The organism is Streptomyces sp. NBC_00385 (assembly GCF_035917155.1).
In the GTDB taxonomy this organism is placed as follows: domain Bacteria; phylum Actinomycetota; class Actinomycetes; order Streptomycetales; family Streptomycetaceae; genus Streptomyces; species Streptomyces poriferorum.
This window is the reverse complement of the sequence record NZ_CP107951.1, coordinates 8,422,672-8,438,453: the sequence shown is the minus strand read 5'-3', so window position 1 is coordinate 8,438,453 and position 15,782 is coordinate 8,422,672. Positions and strand designations below refer to the sequence as shown.

The 15,782-nt window shown below is 72.5% G+C and carries 18 protein-coding genes; 6 read left to right on the top strand and 12 right to left on the bottom strand.

What is annotated here, in order from left to right; genetic code table 11:
- Position 1: 1 nt before the first annotated feature.
- Positions 2-1,357 (bottom strand): NAD(P)-binding domain-containing protein, encoded by a 1,356-nt coding sequence (locus OG959_RS37260; protein WP_326665708.1) that lies wholly within the window; start codon positions 1,355-1,357, stop codon positions 2-4.
- Positions 1,358-1,462: 105 nt separating this feature from the next.
- Here OG959_RS37260 and OG959_RS37255 point away from each other — a divergent pair, with 105 nt between their 5' ends.
- A complete protein-coding gene (locus tag OG959_RS37255) occupies positions 1,463-1,828 on the top strand; it encodes an ArsR/SmtB family transcription factor (RefSeq protein WP_326665706.1) in 366 nt (121 codons plus the stop codon).
- Positions 1,829-1,888: 60 nt separating this feature from the next.
- Here the strand turns inward: OG959_RS37255 and arsB are convergent, their stop codons facing one another.
- A complete protein-coding gene (arsB, locus tag OG959_RS37250; protein ID WP_326665704.1) occupies positions 1,889-3,004 on the bottom strand; it encodes an ACR3 family arsenite efflux transporter in 1,116 nt (371 codons plus the stop codon).
- Entirely contained in the window at positions 3,001-3,309 is a 309-nt protein-coding gene (locus OG959_RS37245) for an ArsR/SmtB family transcription factor (protein WP_326665702.1), read from the bottom strand. The genes arsB and OG959_RS37245 overlap by 4 nt, the downstream gene beginning before the upstream one ends.
- A gap of 93 nt (positions 3,310-3,402) precedes the next feature.
- Between OG959_RS37245 and OG959_RS37240 the strand changes: the two genes are divergently transcribed.
- Entirely contained in the window at positions 3,403-3,825 is a 423-nt protein-coding gene (locus tag OG959_RS37240; RefSeq protein ID WP_326665700.1) for an arsenate reductase ArsC, read from the top strand.
- Positions 3,826-3,836: 11 nt separating this feature from the next.
- On the opposite strand, the gene OG959_RS37235 is transcribed toward OG959_RS37240, so the two are convergent.
- The gene (locus OG959_RS37235) at positions 3,837-4,382 is read right to left on the bottom strand and encodes a DUF1697 domain-containing protein (RefSeq protein ID WP_326665698.1); all 546 of its coding nucleotides are present in this window, start codon (positions 4,380-4,382) and stop codon (positions 3,837-3,839) included.
- A 231-nt stretch (positions 4,383-4,613) separates the two neighbouring features.
- Here OG959_RS37235 and dhaK point away from each other — a divergent pair, with 231 nt between their 5' ends.
- From dhaK to OG959_RS37215, 4 genes are read left to right on the top strand one after another with little or no spacing between them, the layout of a single operon-like run.
- Complete coding sequence (gene dhaK / locus OG959_RS37230) at positions 4,614-5,600, top strand: dihydroxyacetone kinase subunit DhaK (RefSeq protein WP_326665696.1); 987 nt, start codon at positions 4,614-4,616, stop codon at positions 5,598-5,600.
- Positions 5,601-5,653: 53 nt separating this feature from the next.
- Positions 5,654-6,268, top strand: a complete 615-nt coding sequence (gene dhaL / locus OG959_RS37225) for a dihydroxyacetone kinase subunit DhaL (RefSeq protein ID WP_326665695.1) — start codon at positions 5,654-5,656, stop codon at positions 6,266-6,268.
- Positions 6,265-6,675, top strand: a complete 411-nt coding sequence (locus OG959_RS37220; RefSeq protein WP_326665694.1) for a PTS-dependent dihydroxyacetone kinase phosphotransferase subunit DhaM — start codon at positions 6,265-6,267, stop codon at positions 6,673-6,675. Before dhaL ends, OG959_RS37220 begins: the two co-directional genes overlap by 4 nt.
- Before the next feature lie 51 nt (positions 6,676-6,726).
- The gene (locus OG959_RS37215; protein WP_326665693.1) at positions 6,727-7,239 is read left to right on the top strand and encodes an NUDIX domain-containing protein; all 513 of its coding nucleotides are present in this window, start codon (positions 6,727-6,729) and stop codon (positions 7,237-7,239) included.
- 35 nt (positions 7,240-7,274) lie between these two features.
- On the opposite strand, the gene abc-f is transcribed toward OG959_RS37215, so the two are convergent.
- The 8 genes from abc-f to OG959_RS37175 form a co-directional block, all read right to left on the bottom strand.
- Positions 7,275-8,918 (bottom strand): ribosomal protection-like ABC-F family protein, encoded by a 1,644-nt coding sequence (abc-f, locus tag OG959_RS37210; RefSeq protein WP_326665691.1) that lies wholly within the window; start codon positions 8,916-8,918, stop codon positions 7,275-7,277.
- Between the two features lie 452 nt (positions 8,919-9,370).
- Positions 9,371-9,685 (bottom strand): DUF6191 domain-containing protein, encoded by a 315-nt coding sequence (locus OG959_RS37205; protein WP_326665689.1) that lies wholly within the window; start codon positions 9,683-9,685, stop codon positions 9,371-9,373.
- A gap of 115 nt (positions 9,686-9,800) precedes the next feature.
- Entirely contained in the window at positions 9,801-10,841 is a 1,041-nt protein-coding gene (locus tag OG959_RS37200; protein WP_326665688.1) for an NAD(P)-dependent alcohol dehydrogenase, read from the bottom strand.
- A 58-nt stretch (positions 10,842-10,899) separates the two neighbouring features.
- The gene (locus OG959_RS37195) at positions 10,900-11,673 is read right to left on the bottom strand and encodes an SDR family NAD(P)-dependent oxidoreductase (RefSeq protein WP_326665686.1); all 774 of its coding nucleotides are present in this window, start codon (positions 11,671-11,673) and stop codon (positions 10,900-10,902) included.
- A complete protein-coding gene (locus OG959_RS37190) occupies positions 11,670-12,338 on the bottom strand; it encodes a TetR family transcriptional regulator (protein WP_326665684.1) in 669 nt (222 codons plus the stop codon). The genes OG959_RS37195 and OG959_RS37190 overlap by 4 nt, the downstream gene beginning before the upstream one ends.
- A gap of 100 nt (positions 12,339-12,438) precedes the next feature.
- On the bottom strand, positions 12,439-13,653 hold the full coding sequence (locus tag OG959_RS37185) for a PP2C family protein-serine/threonine phosphatase (protein ID WP_326665682.1): 1,215 nt from the start codon (positions 13,651-13,653) through the stop codon (positions 12,439-12,441).
- A gap of 210 nt (positions 13,654-13,863) precedes the next feature.
- Entirely contained in the window at positions 13,864-14,628 is a 765-nt protein-coding gene (locus tag OG959_RS37180; RefSeq protein WP_326665680.1) for a GNAT family N-acetyltransferase, read from the bottom strand.
- Positions 14,625-15,545, bottom strand: a complete 921-nt coding sequence (locus tag OG959_RS37175; RefSeq protein ID WP_326665678.1) for an NADP-dependent oxidoreductase — start codon at positions 15,543-15,545, stop codon at positions 14,625-14,627. Before OG959_RS37175 ends, OG959_RS37180 begins: the two co-directional genes overlap by 4 nt.
- Positions 15,546-15,782: the final 237 nt, after the last annotated feature.

Below are 15,782 nucleotides of genomic sequence, written 5' to 3'. Positions count from 1 at the left end.
GTCACCCCCGCCCCTCCGTCGCGGTGGGGCCGGCGATCCGCATCGGAGCCGGAGCGGCACAGCAGCCGGTGTCGGCGGCCTGCCCTGCGGCAGGTTCGTCGAAGAGGCCGGCGCCGCCGCAGACCCCGGTGTCGGGGAGGGTGAGTTCGACGCGGTCGGCGGCTTCGGTGTCGCCGGCGAGAGCGGCGGCGACGGAGCGGACCTGTTCGTAGCCGGTCAGAGCAAGGAAGGTGGGGGCCCGTCCGTAGGACTTCATGCCGACCAGGTAGAGGCCTCGTTCGGGGTGGGACAGTTCGCGGTGGCCGTGCGGGTAGACGGTGCCGCAGGAGTGCTGGTTCGGGTCGATGAGCGGGGCGAGCCCCACCGGCGCCTGGAGGCGTTCGTCCAGGGCGAGGCGGAGTTCGGACAGGAAGGACAGGTCGGGGCGCAGGCCCGTCAGGACGATGACCTCGTCCACCGGGTCGAGGCGCCGGCCGTCCTCGTCGACGAGGGTCAAGCGGTCGCCGTCGGCGGGCTCGATGATTTCGGTGCGGAATCCGGTGACGGCGTCGGCGTGTCCGTGGTCGACGGCGGCCTTGGCGGCCAGGCCCAGGGCGCCCCGGGCGGGAAGCTGGTCGGCAAAGCCGCCGCCGAAGGTGGAGCCGCTGATGCCGCGGCGCAGGATCCATACGGAGTGGGTGCCGGGCTCGCCCTTCGCCACGTCGGCGAGGCCGGCCAGGGCGGTGAACGCGGAGGCTCCTGAACCGATGACCGCGGTGCGCTTTCCGGCGTACCGGGCGCGGACCGCGGGGTCCTCGAGGTCGGGGACGCGGTACGAGATCCGGGCGGAGGCGGCGTGTTCGCCCAGGGCGGGGAGGCCGTCGGCGCCGATCGGGCCCGGGGTGGACCAGGTGCCGGACGCGTCGACCACGGCCCGGGCCAGGATCCGCTCCTCGGCGCCTTCGGCGAGCGCGAGGCGGACGGTGAAGGGCTGCCGCTCCCGGTCCGCGTCGACGATCCGGTCGCGGCCGAGGCGGGAGACGCCCGTGACGGTGGCGCCGTAGCGGACCTTGTCGCCGAGGACGTCGGCGAGGGGCTGGAGGTACCGCTCGGCCCAGTCGCCGCCCGTGGGGTAGGTGTCCGCGTCGGGCCGGGTCCAGCCGGTGGGCGCCAGGAGCTTCTCGGCGACCGGGTCGGTCAGTTCGCCCCAGGTCGAGAACAGCCGCACATGCGACCAGCCGCGGACCGCTGTTGCGGCACGGGGACCGGCCTCCAGGACCAGCGGTTCGATGCCGCGCCCGACGAGATGCGCGGCGGCCGCCAGCCCGGCGGGGCCGGCGCCGATGACGAGGACCGGAAGGTCTGCGGTGGTGGTCATGGCGGTGATGTCCTCCAGGACGGGCGGCCACTTCCGGGCCGCTGATTCGATCGCTGTCTATATTCGAAGCTTGCACCCGGTATCGACGGGTGTCAACATAGACACATGTCGAATTCAGGGATGGCGGAACTGCCGGCACCGGCCGCGGATGCCGTGGTGCCGTGCTGCCCGCCGATCACCGCCGGGGAGCTGTCACCGAGCGAAGCCGAGCGGATGGCCGTGATGTTCAAGGCACTGTCCGACCCGGTGCGGCTGCGCCTGTTCTCGAAGGTCGCGTCGCATGCGGGCGGCGAGGCGTGCGTGTGCGACATCTCCGATGTCGGGGTCTCCCAGCCGACCGTGTCCCACCACCTGAAGAAGCTGCGCGAGGCCGGTCTGCTGACCTCCGAGCGGCGCGGCACCTGGGTCTACTACCAGGTCGCCCCGTCCGTCGTGGCGGCCATGTCCGCCATGCTCGACCTGCGCACCTGACGGTGTGCGGATGCCCTGCCCGCCCCGCACGTGCGGGGCGGGCAGGGCATCCGCACACCGTCAGCCCTCCCGGCCCGGGGTGACCGGCGGGGCGAACCTGTTGCGCCGGGCCAGCGCTACGTACACCAGCCCGATCAGCACCGGAACCTCGATCAGCGGGCCGACGACACCCGACAGCGCCTGGCCGGAGGTGACACCGAAGGTGGCGATGGCGACGGCGATGGCCAGCTCGAAGTTGTTGCCCGCCGCGGTGAACGCCAGGGTCGCGGTGCGGTCGTAGGCCAGTCCGAGGGCCTTGCCCAGCGCGAACGTGCCGAAGAACATGATCGCGAAGTAGACGAGCAGGGGCAGTGCGATGCGTACGACGTCCAGCGGCTGCGAGGTGATGGTCTTCCCCTGGAGCGCGAAGAGGACGACGATCGTGAAGAGCAGTCCGTACAGGGCCCAGGGGCCGATCCTCGGCAGGAACGCCGTCTCGTAGGACTCCCGGCCCATCCTCTTCTCCCCGATGCGGCGGGTGAGGAAACCGGCGAGGATCGGGACGCCGAGGAAGACGACGACATTGAGGGCGATGTGCCAGACGGGCACATCGAGACCCTGTCCGTCACCGAGCCCCAGCCACCGCGGCAGCAGGTCGAGGTAGAACCAGCCCAGCCCACCAAACGCGATCACCTGGAACACGGAGTTCAGCGCGACCAGCACGGCCGCGGCCTCGCGGTCACCGCAGGCGAGGTCGTTCCAGATGATGACCATGGCGATGCAGCGCGCGAGACCGACGATGATCAGGCCGGTGCGGTACTCGGGCAGGTCGGGCAGGAAGATCCACGCGAGGGCGAACATCACCGCGGGCCCGATGACCCAGTTGACGGCCAGTGAGGACACCATCAGCTTCCGGTCGCCGGTGACGGCGTCGAGGCGGTCGTAGCGGACCTTGGCCAGCACCGGGTACATCATGACCAGCAGGCCGAGCGCGATCGGCAGGGAGATCCCGCCGGCCTCGACCTCGGCCAGGGCATCGCCCAGCCCGGGCACGGCCCGCCCCAGGCCCAGCCCGCCGGCCATCGCCAACAGGATCCACACCGCGAGGAAGCGGTCGAGGGTGGACAGCCTGCGGACGACGGACCCGCCCTCCGCGCCGGGCCGGACCTCAGGGGCGGAGAGCTCGGCGGGAGTCACGGGCAGGACCTCTTGTTACCGGTCGCCGTACGGGCCGAGACGGCCAGCGCCGCGAACTGCCCGGAGAGACCGGCGAGGACGTCGGGGCGCAGCCTGTAGTAGGTGAAGCGGCCGCACGGCTCGGTCTCCACCACGCCGGCCTCGCGCAACACCTTCATGTGGTTGGAGAGGTTGGTCTGCTTCGCGCCGGTCTCCTCGACCAGGTGCGTCGTACAGAGCGTCTCGCGCGCCAGCAGGGTCACGATCCGGAGGCGGAGCGGATCGCTCAGCGCCCGCATCAGATCAGCATCAACTGAAGTCAGCATGCGCTGATACTCTCACGTCATCATCCGCTGATACCAGCGGGGACTGATTCGTCGACGGCCCGTTCCGTCATGCGCCGAGGGAGCACGAACACCATGGCCGAGCCCGGCGGCAAGCCGTCCGTCCTGTTCGTCTGCGTGCACAACGCAGGGCGTTCCCAGATGGCGGCGGCCTGGCTGGCCCATCTGGCCGGGGACCGGATCGAGGTCCGCTCCGCCGGTTCCGCCCCGGGCGCCCAGGTCAACCCGGCCGCCGTCGCGGCGATGGCGGAGGCCGGGATCGACATCTCCGCCGAGAGGCCGAAGATCCTGACGGCCGACGCGGTCCGGGAGTCGGACGTCTGCGTCACCATGGGCTGCGGCGACACCTGCCCCGCCTTCCCCGGCAAGCGCTACCTCGACTGGGAACTGGACGACCCGGCCGGCCGGGGAGTCGAGGCCGTGCGCATCGTCCGCGACGAGATCAGGGCGCTCGTCGAGGGTCTGATCGCCGAGCTCGCCCCGGACGGCAGGGGCTGACGGCCCGTCCGTCAGGCCGCGCCCTTCTTGGCCGCGGCGAGGATCTTCACCACGGTGTGGAAGAAGCGCGTCGTCGCGTCATGGCCCAGGACGCGCTCCTGGAACCCCTTCGCGGCGGGTGCCTTTCCGTTGATCAGGTACCAGACGACGAAGGCGTCGTACCCGCTGGTGCCGATGATCTCCATGTCCTTCTTCGGAGAGAGCATCGGCAGGGAGAGCTCCGGATCGATCCGCTCGGTCGTGAACACCACGCAGCAGCGCAGCTCGTCGGTGACCGTGACCTTCTCGAACGGGTCGAGCGCGATCAGCGCCTCCAGTTCCGGCACCGTACGCAGGCAGACCGCGACCTCGTAGCCGAGTTCCTGGGTCAGCCGTTCACGGACTCGGGCGCCGAGCACGGCGCGGTCCGTCTCGTCGGACTCGAAGAAGACGTTCCCGCTCTGGATGTAGCTGCGTACGGAGTCGAACCCCATCTCCGTGAACAGACCGCGCAGATACTCCATCTTCACCGAGCGGCCCGGCACGTTCAAGCCGCGCAGGAACGCGATGTACAGCAATCAGATCACCTGTCCGCAAGGAGATGTCCGCCGGAGCGGAGGAACCACGGCCGCGCCCGACAGCGTAGCCCGCGGGCCGTTCGACAGCGGGGCGGCAGGTCCGCGCGGTCCGGCGGACTCCTCGGCGGACCTCGCACGGGACCGGAGGAAGTGCGGTTCTTCGCACGGGGCCTCCGGCGTCCTACGGTGGTGGTCCAGCGTCGACATCCTTCCTGGGAGATTCCGTTGCGCATGCTGATCAACGTCCCTGAAACCGTGGTCGCCGACGGGCTGCGCGGCATGGCCGCCGCCCACCCCGAACTGACCGTGGACGTCGAGAACCGGGTCGTCGTACGACGCGACGCGCCCGTGGCCGGAAAGGTCGCCCTGGTCTCCGGTGGCGGGTCCGGTCACGAACCGCTCCATGCCGGGTTCGTCGGCCCCGGCATGCTCTCGGCCGCCTGCCCCGGCGAGGTGTTCACCTCACCCGTGCCGGATCAGATGGTGCGGGCCGCCGCCGCCGTCGACAGCGGCGAGGGGGTGCTGTTCGTCGTGAAGAACTACACCGGTGACGTGCTCAACTTCGAGATGGCCGCCGAACTCGCCGAGGAGGAAGGCGTGCGGGTCGCCCAGGTGCTCGTCAATGACGATGTGGCGGTGACCGACAGCCTCTTCACGGCCGGGCGCCGGGGCACGGGAGCGACCCTGTTCGTCGAGAAGATCGCCGGGGCCGCGGCGCAGGAGGGCGCGCCGCTGGACCGGGTGGCGGCCTTCGCGCGGCAGGTCAACGAGGCGTCGCGGAGCTTCGGCGTGGCACTGACCTCGGTCACCACGCCCGCCAAGGGCTCCCCCACCTTCGATCTCCCGCCGGGCGAACTCGAACTCGGGGTGGGGATCCACGGCGAGCCGGGACGCGAGCGGCGCCCGATGATGACCTCGCGGGAGATCGCCGACTTCGCGGTCGACGCGGTGCTGGAGGACCTGCGGCCGCGGGGCCCGGTCATCGCGCTCGTCAACGGGATGGGCGCGACACCGCTGCTGGAGCTGTACGGATTCAACGCCGAGGTGCAGCGGGTGCTCTCCGAGCGCGGCGTGGTGGTGGCCCGTACCCTCGTGGGCAACTATGTGACCTCGCTCGACATGGCGGGCTGTTCGGTGACGCTCTGCCAGGTCGACGAGGAGCTGGCACGGCTCTGGGACGCGCCGGTGCAGACACCCGCACTGCGCTGGGGCCGCTGACCCGCCCGCCCCCTCGCGGGGATGCCGATTACCCGACACACCGAGGAGCGCATGTGCTCGACGCCGAATTCTTCCACCGCTGGATGTCCACGACCGCTGCCTCGGTCGAACGGGAGGCGGCCCGTCTGACCGAGCTCGACTCCGCGATCGGGGACGCCGACCACGGCAGCAATCTGCAGCGCGGGTTCACCGCGGTCTCGGCCGCACTGGACAAGGAGCCGCCGCAGACCCCCGGCGCCGTACTGATGCTGGCCGGGCGGCAGTTGATCTCGACCGTCGGTGGCGCGTCGGGACCCCTGTACGGGACGTTGCTGAGGCGTACGGGCAAGGCGCTGGGTGACGCGCCCGCCGTCACCGCCGGGGAGCTGGCGCGCGCGCTCGGGGAGGGGGTGGCGGCGGTGGCCCAGCTGGGCGGGGCACAGGCCGGTGACAAGACGATGCTCGACGCGCTGCTGCCTGCCGTCGAGGCGCTCACGACGTCGTTCGAGGCAGGAGCGGACGCCGCCCGGGCGGGCGCGCTGGCGACCGTACCCCTGCAGGCGCGCAAGGGCCGGGCCAGCTACCTGGGTGAGCGGAGTATCGGGCATCAGGATCCGGGGGCCACGTCGGCCGCGCTGCTGATCGCCGCGCTCGCGGAGACGGCCGCCGCCGCGGGAGGTGACGCATGAGCGCGGACAAGCAGGTCGGGATCGTGCTGGTGTCGCACAGCGGAGCAGTGGCCGAGGCGGTCGCCGAGCTGGCGAAGGGGCTCGCGGCCGGCGGTGCCACCGCGCCGGTGGCCGCGGCCGGCGGCAACTCCGCGGGCGGGCTCGGGACCAGTGCGGAGCTCATCGCGGAGGCGGCCCGGACCGTGGACGGCGGTGCGGGGGTCGCGGTCCTCGTCGACCTGGGCAGTGCCGTGCTGACGGTGAAGGCGATGCTGGCCGAGGGCGATGAGCTCCCGGACGGGGCACGCCTGGTGGACGCGCCGTTCGTGGAGGGGGCGGTGGCCGCCGTGGTCACGGCGTCGGCCGGCGGCGACCTGGACGCGGTGGCGGCCGCTGCCTCGGAGGCGTACGGCTACCGCAAGGTCTAGGACGGCCTGTCGTCCGGGTGCTCACCGGCCGCCATGCCCACACTTGACGGCATGACACCCCGCGAACCCGGCAGGCGCAGTGCCGGTCTCCTCCTGTTCCGCCACCGCGGCACCGGCTTCGAAGTCCTCATCGGGCACATGGGCGGGCCGTTCTGGGCACGCCGGGAGAGTGCGGCCTGGTCGGTGCCCAAGGGCGAGTACGGCCCCGAGGAGGGAGCGGAGGCGGCGGCCCGGCGGGAGTTCCAGGAGGAGTTCGGGCACCCGGCGCCGGACGGCGCGTGGCTGTCGCTGGGTGAGTCACGGCAGGCCGGCGGGAAGACCGTGACGGTGTGGGCCGTGGAGGGCGACCTCGATCCGGCGGCGGCGGTCCCTGGGACGTTCACGATGGAGTGGCCCCGGGGTTCCGGTGTGCGGCGGGAGTTCCCGGAGATCGACCGGTTCGCCTGGTGTACACCGGAGGCGGCGGCCGAGCGGCTGGTCAAGGGGCAGCGGATCTTCGTTGACCGGCTGCGGGACCAGCTGGCCGGCGGGCAGGGCCCCGCCGTGCCCGACGACGGGGCCTGAGAGCCGCACCCGTCCGTCGTCGCGCGTGGCCGTGGTCAGGCGCGGGCGGCGGGCCCGCCTGCGTGGAGCTCCAGCCGGTCGCCCGTGAAGCGGCTCCGGAAGCTGCGGTCGTGCGAGACGACCACGACGGCTCCCTCGTAGGCCGCCAGCGCCGCCTCCAGTTCCTCGACCAGGGCCAGGGCGATGTGGTTGGTCGGTTCGTCCAGCACCAGCAGGTCGGCGGGGCGGGTGACCAGCCGGGCCAGCGCCAGCCTGCGCTGCTGTCCGGCGGAGAGCGCGGAGACCGGGACGGACAGGTCCTCCTCCCGGAACAGACCGAGCGCGAGGAGCATGTCGGTGTACTCGTCCGCATGACCGGGCCGCCCTGCCGCGAACGTCGCCAGCAGGGTGCGGCGGGTCGGCCGGGCGGGGAGTTCCTGAGGGAGGTAGCCGATCCGGGCCCGGCGGCGCACCGTGCCCGTGTCGGGGGCGAGGTCACCTGCGAGGACCCTGAGAAGCGTCGACTTTCCGGCCCCGTTGGGCCCGGTGACGAGCAGGCGCTGCCCGCTGTCCACCCGCAGCGCGGACACGTTCAGCCGGTCGCCCACCGCCACGGAAGCGAGCTCCACCAGTGGCCCGGGCTGCCTGTCGCCGCCGGAGGCCAGGGTCGGTCCGGCGGCGAACCGCAGCGGCTGGGGCGGTGCCGGTACGGGCTCCCTGCGCAGCCCCTCCAGCCGGGTTCTGGCCGCTCTGACCTGGCCGGACAGCTTCGCCTCGTGCGAGCGGCGGTGCTTGCCCCAGCCCTCCCCCGGGTCCTTGCCGGTGGCGGCGAGCCGTTGTCCCGCCGCGTTCACGAGTTCTTCGGTACGGGCCAGTTCGTCCAGCCACTCCTGGTGGTCCTGCGCCCAGCGGCGGCGGGCGGCGGCTCTTGTCGTGCGGTAGCCGTCCCAGCCGTCGCCGTACCGGACGACGCTGCGCAGATCCCGGTCGACCTCGACGATGACGGTGGTGGTCCGTTCCAGGAACGCGCGGTCGTGGGTGATCACGACGAGGGTGCCGCGGTGGGAGCGCAGCTGGTCCTCCAGCCAGGTGACGGCCCGGAGGTCGAGGTGGTTGGTCGGTTCGTCGAGGAGCAGCAGTTCGGGGCCGGACGCCAGGACGCAGGCGAGCGCGAGCCTGGACTGTTCGCCTCCGGAGAGGCTGCCGAGCGTGCGCTCCCGGGTGAGGTGCCCGAGTCCGAGGCCGTGCAGTGCGGCCTCGGTGCGGGCATCGGCCCGGTATCCGTCGCGCTCCTCGTACTCCGTCAGCAGGTCTCCGTACGCGGTCAGTCGCGCGTCGTCGTCGCCGCCGGGGGCGGCGAGTGCCGCTTCGGCGGCGCGGATCCGCCGCTCCAGTGCGCGCAGTTCGGCGAGGGCCGCGTCGACGGCGTCCTGGACGGTGCGGGTGGGGTCGAGGTCGAGCGTCTGGGAGAGGTAGCCGGTGCCGCCGTGGAAGCGGACGGTGAGCTCGCCGCTGTCGGGCGTCTCGGCACCTGCGATCAGCCGCAGGAGGGTCGACTTCCCGGATCCGTTCTCGCCGATGACACCGACGTGGTCGCCGGGGCGGACGGTGAGCGAGACCTGGTCGAGGACGGCGCGGTCCCCGTAGGCCTTGGAGACGTCCTTGAGGGTCAGCTGGGCGCGGTCGTACGGGAGGGGCATGGCGGTGGTTCCCTGGGGTCACGTGCCTCGCCGGCCCGGGACGGGGCGCGGCGGGCTGGGCTTCCGGACGGTCAGAAGAGGGCGGCACGCGGCCTGCCCGGGCGTCACGGGATGACGGCCCGGCGGAGTGCGGCGGCTGCCCCGGCCGGAGTCAGCGGAAGAAGTAGTACGAACCCATGAGGCGAGTGTAACGGGGGTGGCGCGGGGCCTTCCAGGTGTCCGGGGTGGCGCGGGCCCTTCCATGTGTGATGTGGCGTCGGGCGCGGCGGCGTACGGCGGACCGTCATACCCAGGTCTGGCAGGAGAGTCCGGTCCCCGGTCCGATGCCCCGGGCCGGGTGCACCGGGCGGCTGCCGGCGAAGCTCCGGGCGCGTGATCGTGCGCAGCTGGTGATCGTGGCCTGCGAGACCGGCCTGGTGGGCGGATGCCGGGCCCGTGAGCGGGGCCGCGCGTCACCGCTGTCGCAGGCGGATGACGGCGAGGCCGCCGTCGAGGTCGACGGTGGAGCGGTGCGGCGGGGCGCCGTCCTGCTCGTCGTCGCGCAGCAGCAGCGCGCTCCGGCGTTCCTTGAGCTCGCTCTGCTTGCCGGGTGAGAACGTCGCGTGCAGCTGCTCGAACCCGGTCGCCGAGATCTGGCCCTGCCGGGCACTGTTGCGCCACGGCAGCAGACCGGCGCGTCCTGCCCGGAGCATCAGCTGGTCCAGGAGAGCGACGACGGTCAGGCCGATGACCAGTACGGGCAGCGTCATCAGGGCAGCGAATTCCATGCGGGCAGTGTCCCGCCGTGCGGTGCGGGGTGCATCGGTCGCGGGTATGACGATGCGGGCCGGCGCACGGTGTGTGCGACGGCCCGCATGGTCACGGAAGGGCAGCCGGTGTCGGTCAGCCGTGGGGAAGGATGACCGCCCGGCCGTTGATCCGTCCGTCGTGCAGCCGCTCGTACGCCAGCGGCGCCTCGTCGAGTGAGAACGTCTCGACGTGGACCTTCACCGCTCCCGCGTGGGCCAGGTCGAGGACTTCGGCCAGCTCGGAGCGGGATCCCCAGTAGGGGGCGGTCACCGTCGTACTGAACGGCAGGGAGCCGAAGCCCACCGGCAGGCTTCCGCCGCCGATGCCGACGATGGTGACGTCGGAGTCGATGGAGGCACAGGCGCCGGCCGTGGCGACGGTCGGGGGCGCTCCGACGAAGTCGAGGACGACCTGGGCGCCGATTCCGCCGGTCAGTTCGCGGATCCGGTCCGCGGCGTGCTGGTCGGACAGGACGGTCTCGTGTGCTCCGACCTCGCGGGCCAGGGCGAGCTTGTCGTCCGTGACGTCGAGGGCGATGACCCGGACCGCCGTCATGGCGCGCAGGAGCTGGATGGCGACGTGACCGAGGCCGCCGGTACCGATGACGACGGCGGTCGCGCCGGGGACCAGCTTCGGCAGGGAGCGCTTGATCGCGTGGTACGGGGTGAGGCCGGCGTCGGTGAGCGGTACGGCCTGCACGGGGTCGAGGTCACCGAGCGGGACGAGGTGGCGCGGGTCGTCGACGATCATGTACTCGGCCATGGCCCCGGGCGACCCCAGCCCGGGCGGGTTGATGCCGAGCTCCTTGGCGCGCAGGCAGTAGTTCTCCTTGCCCTCGGCGCACTTGACGCACGTGCCGCAGCCCCAGGGGCCGTAGACGGCCACGGACTCGCCGACCTCGAGACCGCCGACGCCGTCTCCGAGAGCGGCGACGGTGCCCACGCCCTCGTGGCCCAGGGTGAGCGGCAGCGGGTAGGGGAACTGGTCGGCGGGCCAGCTCATCACCGCGATGTCCGAGTGGCAGACGCCTGCCGCGGTGACCTTCAGCAGCACCTGTCCGGGGCCGGGTTCCGGGTCGGGAACGGTGACGACCTCGGGTGCGGCGCCGACTTCGCGGTACTGAACGGCTTTCATGGGGTCCTCCTTGACCTCTCCTGCTCTATTTCTCGCCCCCCTGTCCCCCGTCCGCCACTCAGGAGGCGGAGTAGCCGCCGTCCACCAGGTGGTAGCTGCCGTGGATGAAGGAGGCGCGGTCGGAGAGCAGGAAGGCGGCGAGCTCCGCCACCTCCTCCGCCGTGCCGAGGCGCCCCGCCGGGTGCAGCGAGATCAGGTGGTCGCGGGCCGGGCCCTCGGTGTTGCGCAGCAGAGGGGTGTCGATGAAGCCGGGGCCGACCGCGTTGACGCGCACGTTCTGTGCGGCGTACTCGAGGGCCGCCGTCTTGGTGAGGCCGACGACCCCGTGCTTGGCCGCGACGTACGCGGGTGAGCCCGCGAAGCCGTTGGTACCGAGGATCGACGACATGTTGACGATCGCGCCGCCGCCCGCGGCGACGATGGCGGGGAGTTCGTAGCGCATCGAGTAGAAGACGCCGCTCAGGTTGGTGGCGACGACCCGGTTCCAGTCCTCGACGGCGTACTCGCCGGTCGGGCTGCTCGGTCCGCCGATGCCGGCGTTGTTCACAGCGAGGTGCAGGGCACCGAAGGTGTCGACGGCGAACCGCACACCCGCTTCCACGGAGGCGGGGTCGGTGACGTCCATCGCCACGGCTGCGGCCTTGGCTCCGGCGCTCTCCAGCTCGGCGACGGCCTTGCGGGCGCTCTTCTCGTCGTAGTCGGCCACGACGACGGACGCGCCGGAGGCGGCGAGCCGGTGGGCCAGCGCCAGGCCGATGCCGGACGCCCCTCCGGTGACGAGGGCGGTGCGGCCGGCGAATTCCTGGTCGGCGGGGATGGGGGTGGTGCTCATGGTGTTCCGTTTCCTTCCGTGGTGCTGTGTGACGCCGGTCCGGCGGGCTCCTGGACGAGCTCTCCCGAAAGGGCGCCGAATGCCTGCTCGACCAGTCGGGGCAACTCGTCGGGGCAGCCCCCGCGCACCCAGGCGGCCTGGGCGGCGAGCAGCGCTCCGGCTCCGGCGGCGACCGTCACGGCGGGGCGGATGTCCTGCCGCGGGTCGACTCCGAGCCGGGCGGCGACGATGGCGACCGAGTCCTCCTGGGCGTCCACCCGGATGTGGTGGAACGCCGCGTAGAGGGTCGGTTCCCGCTCGGCGAGGACCAGCAGTTCGAAGATCCTCGGGCGGCGGTGCCAAGCCTCCGCTTCGGGGTCCACCAGCCAGTCCAGGACGGCCCGGCGGTACGCGGTGAGCGGGGGTTCGCCGGCGGGCCGGGCCCGCAGCGCGTCGTTGATCCGGTCGCCGTCACCCCGGACGGAGTCCAGGACGGCGGCTTCCTTGCTTGTGAAGTACCGGCTGAAGGTGCGGCGGTCGACATCGGCGCGTTCCGCGATCTCCTCGACCGTGACATCCCGCAGGCCCTTGTCGAGCACGAGCTCGAACGCGGCCTGGGCCAGTGTGTCCCGGGTCCGGCGCGCCTTGCGGCTCCGCCTCTCCGGGGTCTTCCGTTCCCGGTTCATGTCTGCACCGTACACCTAAAAATGTCCCGACGCGACATACGTCTCGTCGGGACATTAATGGTGGATCCTGCCTGCATGTTCGGGGGACGATGCGGCGCCGCTAACGGCCGCTGGACACCTCTGCGGCTCGCCTCGCGCCGCGGTCCGAGTCCTCGGGCCGCAACGGGCCGTCGGACGGCTCCCGCCGCACGGCGAGCACGGCGATGTCGTCACGCCGCACGCCGCCGGAGAACTCCTCCAGGTCGCGGTGGAGCGCGTCCAGCAGTTCCCGGGGTCCGTGGTGGGCCCAGTGCCCCAGCCGGGTGTCCAGCGGGTAGAAGGCTCCCGCCGTATCACGGGCCTCCGTCACTCCGTCGGTGAACATCAGCAGCGTCGAACCGGCCGGGAAGTCCAGCCACTCGGTGACACGTGCCTCGCTGCTGAGCTCGGCCAGGCCCAGCGGCACCGAGGTACGCCGCAGCGGGACGGGGCAGGCCACACCGTCATGCAACAGGCGGGGCGGCAGATGTCCGCAGTTGACGGCCTGGACGCGTCCCTCACCGTCGAAGCCGAGCACCAGCGCGGTGACGAAGCGCTCGATCTCGCCGGTCTGCGCGGAGAAGGCGTTGTGCCGGGCGACGGCGTCCTCCAGGGCGTCGACGACCCCGGTCAGGCTGGGCTCGCGGATGGCCGCCTCACGGAACGCGCCGAGCACGGCGAAGCCGGCCCCGATCGCGGCGAGCCCCTTGCCCTGGACGTCCCCGATGATCACCCGGGTTCCGTAGGGCGACGACACTGCCTCGTAGATGTCTCCGCCGACCAGGCGGTCCTCCTCGATCGGCGCGTAGGTGCCGTGGGCGACGACCTGGTCGGTCACGATCGGCAGCGGGCGCAGGATCTGGCGCTGCAGCGCGACGGCGGCGGACCGCAGCCTGGCTATCTCGGTGGCGTGGCGGATGCGCAGTGCGCAGGCGCCGACGCCGAGGAAACAGGCCAGCACCGTGAAGACGAGGCTGCTGGTGACGTCCCAGAACGTCCCGCCCGTGACCAGGCGCGAGGTGACGACCACCACCATGATCCACGAGGCCACGCCCACGGTCTGCCGGATCGTCCCGAACACGGAGACGAGGGCGGGCACGACGACCAGCAGCGGCACGATGCGCAGCTCGTCGCCGGACCCCATGTCGAGAAGGACGATCACGGCGGTCAGCAACGCCAGGCCGCCGAACAGCGCCCCGTTGCCGACCCTCGGCGCCCGAACGGCCGCCTCGCCCGCCTCCGCGCCCTTGAGCTCCGCTCCACGCGTCGCCGTCAGCTGCTGGAGCCCGATCGCCACGGCCATCTCCTCCCGGGGTCAGCCGGCCCGGCGCCGGCGTTCCGCACCAGTGCACCCGAGACGCGACGGGTGGCACACGAGGCTTACGGCCTCACACGCCGCGCCGAAGGTCCCGAGAACCGTGCCGGCAGGGGCCTTCGGCCCGCAGTTCACGGGCCGGAGGCGAGGGCACGGGCCTTCCGCGCCCGGATGTCCCGGGACCACTCGGGATCAGCGCGTGGCCGCCTCACGGACGTCGTCCCGGTCGGTGCCCGGCACGCGTACCGGCGGGTTCCCCGGGACGAGGGCCGAGAGGAACGGCGTGCGGCGGCGGAGGGCGAAGCCCAGCGACTCGTAGAGCCGGACTGCGTTGGTGTTGGACGCGGCGGCGTGCAGGAAGGGTGTTTCGCCGCGCGCCCGGATCTCGTGGGCGACGGCCCGCACGAGTCCGCCGGCGAGTCCCTGCCCGCGGACCGACTCGTCCGTGCAGACGCCGCTGATCTCGCTCCAGCCGGGCGGGCGCATGCGCTCACCGGCCATGGCGACGAGCACTCCGTCGCGCCGCACACCGAGGTAGGTGCCGAGCTCGATCGTGCGGGTCTCGAAGGGGCCGGGGCGGGTCCGTGCGACCAGGTCCAGCATCTCCGGCACATCGGCGGGGCCGAGCCGGACGGCCTCCGCGCAGGGGGCCGCCTCGACCGCCACGTCGACCAGCTGGACGCCCTCGGCGTCGAAGACGACCTCCCAGTCCTCCGGCGGCCGCTCACGGAAGGCGGTGACGGTGACGATGCCACCGGGTCCGGCGAGCACGGCCGCATCGGCCCAGTCGGCGGCCTCGGGCCGGTCCGGAAGGGCGAGCCAGGGGGTGACGGACGGCGGATAGCGCAGGATGCGGCCGCGGCGCTCGGCGAAGTGGGCGTGCGGCCCCCGCAGCGCCGATCCCACCGGGTCGTCGAGGGGGTGCAGAGCGCTGTCGGAGGCCGGGGACGCGGTCATGCGGTCACCTCGATCACGGTCTTCCCGAGGGCATGGCCCTCCTCCACCGCACGCAGCGCCTCGCGCGCCGCCGTGAGCGGGTGGGTCCGCGTGACGTGCGTGCGCAGGGCGCCGGAGACGACGAGGGCAGCCACCGCGTCGAGCACCGCGGCGGTGCGGGCCCGTTCGACGGGCGCCCCGCCGAGCTCGGCCACCAGCGGCTTGTCGCCGGCGCTGATCAGCCGGGCCGGGTCCGCGAGCAGCGAGGCCGCTTCGCGCAGGGTGTCGCCGCCGGCCAGGTCGAAGACCGCGTCGATGCCGCCGGGTGCCGCCGCCCGTACCCGCTCGGCGAGTCCCGTGCCGGATTCCACGTGGACCGCGCCGAGCGACTCGACGAACCCCTTCTTGGCCGCACTCGCGACGCCGATGACCTGGACGCCCGCGTGGTGTGCGAGCTGCACCGCGGCGCTTCCCACCCCTCCGCCGGCTCCTGTGACCAGCAGCGCGACCCCCGGGGCGAGGCCGAGCTGGCGCACCCCGTCATAGGCCGTGGCCGCCGCGACCGGCAGCACCGCCGCGTCGGTGAACGGGAGGGAGGCCGGCTTGTGGGCGGTGACGGCAACGGGCAGCAGGGTGTGCTCGGCGTACCCGCCCGTCACCGGGTTGCCGAAGACCTCGTCCCCGACCGCGAATCCCTCGACGCCCGGGCCGGTCGCCTCGACGACCCCCGCGGCCTCGCTGCCGAAGACCGTGGGAAACGACTGCGGCACGCTGCCGGGCCGGGTGTACCCGGTGCGCAGTTTCCAGTCCACCGGGTTGACCCCGGCCGCCCGGACGGCCACGAGCAGCTCCCCTGGACCGGGCGTGGGCGTGTCCTGTTCGACGAGGGCCTCCACCTCCGGTCCGCCGTTGCGGGTGAACACGTACGCCTTGGACATCGGCTCCCTCTCCGTTCATGGCCGGGGCATCCGGGCCGGACGCCGGTTGCCCCAGCAGCAGGAAGTCCGTTCGCCACGCACGTATTCCCCGCTGCGGGGTTCACGGGTCGACCAGGGAATCCGCCCATCGAGAACAAGGCGAGCTGTTCACCCCCTTATGCGGCATAAGCACCCCCCGCCCGTCCATCCCTTGGACGGTCATTAGGCACCCTTTGACGCGCTCAAAGCCCTTCGGAT

Excerpts from the sequence above, each read along its gene's own strand:
- OG959_RS37245 (WP_326665702.1), bottom strand. The coding sequence starts at position 3,309 with ATGCTGACTTCAGTTGATGCTGATCTGATGCGGGCGCTGAGCGATCCG.
- dhaK (WP_326665696.1), top strand. The coding sequence starts at position 4,614 with ATGCTGATCAACGTCCCTGAAACCGTGGTCGCCGACGGGCTGCGCGGC.
- OG959_RS37195 (WP_326665686.1), bottom strand. The coding sequence starts at position 11,673 with ATGAGCACCACCCCCATCCCCGCCGACCAGGAATTCGCCGGCCGCACC.
- OG959_RS37240 (WP_326665700.1), top strand. The coding sequence starts at position 3,403 with ATGGCCGAGCCCGGCGGCAAGCCGTCCGTCCTGTTCGTCTGCGTGCAC.
- OG959_RS37255 (WP_326665706.1), top strand. The coding sequence starts at position 1,463 with ATGTCGAATTCAGGGATGGCGGAACTGCCGGCACCGGCCGCGGATGCC.
- OG959_RS37215 (WP_326665693.1), top strand. The coding sequence starts at position 6,727 with ATGACACCCCGCGAACCCGGCAGGCGCAGTGCCGGTCTCCTCCTGTTC.
- OG959_RS37200 (WP_326665688.1), bottom strand. The coding sequence starts at position 10,841 with ATGAAAGCCGTTCAGTACCGCGAAGTCGGCGCCGCACCCGAGGTCGTC.
- OG959_RS37190 (WP_326665684.1), bottom strand. The coding sequence starts at position 12,338 with ATGAACCGGGAACGGAAGACCCCGGAGAGGCGGAGCCGCAAGGCGCGC.
- OG959_RS37180 (WP_326665680.1), bottom strand. The coding sequence starts at position 14,628 with ATGACCGCGTCCCCGGCCTCCGACAGCGCTCTGCACCCCCTCGACGAC.
- OG959_RS37220 (WP_326665694.1), top strand. The coding sequence starts at position 6,265 with ATGAGCGCGGACAAGCAGGTCGGGATCGTGCTGGTGTCGCACAGCGGA.
- abc-f (WP_326665691.1), bottom strand. The coding sequence starts at position 8,918 with ATGCCCCTCCCGTACGACCGCGCCCAGCTGACCCTCAAGGACGTCTCC.
- OG959_RS37205 (WP_326665689.1), bottom strand. The coding sequence starts at position 9,685 with ATGGAATTCGCTGCCCTGATGACGCTGCCCGTACTGGTCATCGGCCTG.
- OG959_RS37260 (WP_326665708.1), bottom strand. The coding sequence starts at position 1,357 with ATGACCACCACCGCAGACCTTCCGGTCCTCGTCATCGGCGCCGGCCCC.
- OG959_RS37175 (WP_326665678.1), bottom strand. The coding sequence starts at position 15,545 with ATGTCCAAGGCGTACGTGTTCACCCGCAACGGCGGACCGGAGGTGGAG.